This is a genomic window from Streptomyces sp. NPDC005899 (assembly GCF_040629645.1).
In the GTDB taxonomy this organism is placed as follows: Bacteria; Actinomycetota; Actinomycetes; order Streptomycetales; family Streptomycetaceae; genus Streptomyces.
In genome coordinates this window covers 1-2,907 of record NZ_JBEXWB010000542.1, presented here as the reverse complement: position 1 = coordinate 2,907, position 2,907 = coordinate 1, and the positions used below count along the sequence as shown (strand labels likewise).

General features: G+C 73.3%; 2 protein-coding genes. One reads left to right on the top strand and one right to left on the bottom strand.

The features are described from left to right. Positions 1-445: 445 nt before the first annotated feature. The gene (locus tag ABZ371_RS31150; RefSeq protein ID WP_358685983.1) at positions 446-1,855 is read right to left on the bottom strand and encodes an amino acid permease; all 1,410 of its coding nucleotides are present in this window, start codon (positions 1,853-1,855) and stop codon (positions 446-448) included. 403 nt (positions 1,856-2,258) lie between these two features. Between ABZ371_RS31150 and ABZ371_RS31145 the strand changes: the two genes are divergently transcribed. Then, on the top strand, positions 2,259-2,852 hold the full coding sequence (locus tag ABZ371_RS31145; protein WP_358685980.1) for a biotin transporter BioY: 594 nt from the start codon (positions 2,259-2,261) through the stop codon (positions 2,850-2,852). Positions 2,853-2,907 lie beyond the last annotated feature (55 nt).

Genomic DNA, 2,907 nt, shown 5'->3' with positions numbered 1-2,907 from the left:
CCCGGGTCCGTGAGCGACGCGCCCGGTGACGAGCGGGCCGGCCCCGGCGGCCCGTACCGGGGGAGCCCGCCGGGGGGCGGCGGGCGCCCGGGCGCGGCAGGCCGGCACCGCCGGCCGGCCCGGCCCTTCGGGGCGAGCGCGGGGACGTGTACCGCGGTGGCGCCCGGTGCTCACCTCCCGCTTCCGCGCGGAGGCGGACGAGGTGGCCGTCGGGTGCTCGGCAGGGCCGAGGGGCGACCGCCTCCAGGTCGTCGGGGCTGCCGGACATCGGCGTGCGGGCGCGCCTACGCGTACGCGCCGGCCTCGATCGGCGGAGACGTCACGAGTGGCCGCAGCCGCACCACCCGCGGCCGTCCGGGCACCGGGTGGAGCACGGCCGGGCCGGCGGGTACGGAGGGGCGCGGCGGCCACCCTCCCGGAAGTGCCGTGCCGGCGTGCGGAGATGTCAGGTGCGCGTACCGCGCGCCGCCGCCCTCTGCCGCACCAGGCCGACGCCGGCCAGCACCGCGGTCAGCGCCCCCGTCGCCAGCAACTGGTCGCGGGTGTCGGGCTGGCGCAGCATCAGGAAGAAGATGCCCACCATGGCGGCGAGCGCCACGACCGTCAGGGCCGGGAACAGCCACATGCGGACGACGAGCCGCTCGGGGGCCTCGCGCTCCAGCCTCCGGCGCAGGATCAGCTCCGAGACGGCGATGAAGATCCACACGACGAGGATCACCGCGCCGATCATGTTGAGCAGCCACGGGAAGACGTCGTCGGGGCGCCAGTAGCTGAGCAGTACGCACAGGAAGCCGAAGACGGACGAGACGAGTACGGCGTTGCGCGGCACGCCGGAGGAGACCCGGCCGAGCCGCTTCGGGCCCTGCCCGCGGGCGACGAGGGAGCAGGCCATGCGCGAGGCGCCGTAGATGTTGGCGTTCATCGCGGAGAGCAGGGCGACCAGGATGACCACGTTCATGATCTCCGCCGCGCCGCCGATGCCCAGGTGGTCCAGCATCGCGTAGAAGGGGCCGACCTCGGCCACCTCGGGCTCGTCCCACGGCACGAGGGTGACGATGACCGCCATCGAGCCGACGTAGAACACCGCGATCCGCCACATCGCCGTGCGCACGGCCTTGGCGACACCCCGCACCGGGTCCTCGGACTCGGCCGCCGCGATCGTCACCGTCTCCAGTCCTCCGTAGGCGAACACGGAGGCCAGCAGCCCGATGATGAAGCCGTTCGAGCCGTTCGGCAGGAAGCCGCCCTCCCCGGCGAGGTTCGCGCCCCCGGGGGAGTCGGTGCCGGGCAGCACGCCGAGGATCGCGAGCACGCCGAGGACGAGGAAGAGGGTGATGGCGACGACCTTGAGCGTGGCGAACCAGAACTCGAACTCGCCGAAGTTCTTCACGGACGCCAGGTTCGTGCCCAGGAAGACGACCATGAAGAGGGCGACCCACGCCCACTCGGGTGTGCCGGGCAGCCAGCCGGTGACGATCTGCGCGGCGCCGATGCCCTCCAGGCCGACGGCGACGCAGAGCAGCACCCAGAACGCCCACCCCGCGGTGAAGCCCGCCCACGGCCCGATCGCCCGTTCGGCGTGGACGGAGAACGAACCGGACGCCGGATCGGCGGCCGACATCTCGCCGAGCATGCGCATCACGAACATGACGAGCAACCCGGAGATGCCGTAGGCGACGACGATCGAGGGGCCGGCGGCCGCGATACCGGCGCCGGAGCCGACGAAGAGCCCCGCCCCGATGACGCCCCCGAGGGCGATCATCGACAGGTGGCGCTGCTTGAGGCCGTGGGTGAGGGCGGAGCCGGCGGTGGGTGCGGCGGCGTCCGTGGGGGGCGGCGCGGAGGTCCGGGACATGGACGGGCTCTGTTCACTGGGTGGGACGGAGGTCGGCGTACAGTCTGGTCGGCGGACCGCTCACGGGGAACGGATGTCCGCTGTACGGTCACCGGTTTCACACCCGGTGCACACCCGCGCACGTGCCGCACTGCGGGTCCCGTCATGGGAAACCTGTAGCCTCGTTATGGGAAACCTACAGTCCCGCGCGGCAGCCCTCCTCCCGCATGGTCGGTGGATGCACCTCTCACCACCGTGACAAGCGTCACGCCGACACGTGATTGCGCATCCCTCTTTGTGAGAACCCCACCATGCCGCCGACCGGCGCTTTGTGGACGGCTGACGGTGATCGGGTGATATCCCGTCGGCTAACGTCACCCTCAGTCCGTCCCACCCTTCCTGCTGCCCTACCCGCGGAGTCCCGATGAGCACTGCTGCCGCCCCCACCCGCCCCGGAGTGGTCCTCGCCGACCTGCTGCCCGCGGCCCGGCACCGCTACGCCGTGGACGCGGCGCTGGTCGCCGGCGGCGCCGTTCTGACGGGCCTCGCCGCGCAGATCGCCGTGCCCGTCCCCGGGTCCCCGGTCCCCGTCACCGGCCAGACGTTCGCCGCGCTGCTCATCGGCACCGCCCTCGGCGCCCGGCGCGGCTTCCTGTCCCTCGCCCTGTACGCCGTCGTGGGCATGGCCGGCATGCCGTGGTTCTCCGAGGGCAGTTCCGGTGCCGGCGGGGCCTCGTTCGGCTACGTCCTCGGCATGCTGCTCGCGGCCACGGTCGCCGGTGGCCTCGCCCGCCGCGGCGGTGACCGCTCGGTGCTGCGCACCGCGGGCACGATGGCCGTCGGCTCGCTGATCATCTACGCGGTCGGCGTGCCCTACCTCGCCCTCTCCACCGGTATGTCCATGAGCGCCGCCGTGGCCGCCGGCCTCACCCCGTTCCTGCTCGGCGACGCTCTCAAGGCGGTCCTCGCCATGGGCGCCCTGCCCGCCTCCTGGAAGCTCGTCGGACGGCGCGGCTGACGCCCCGGGCACCATGGGGAAGGGCCCGCCGGATCACGACGCGTCGTGATCCGGC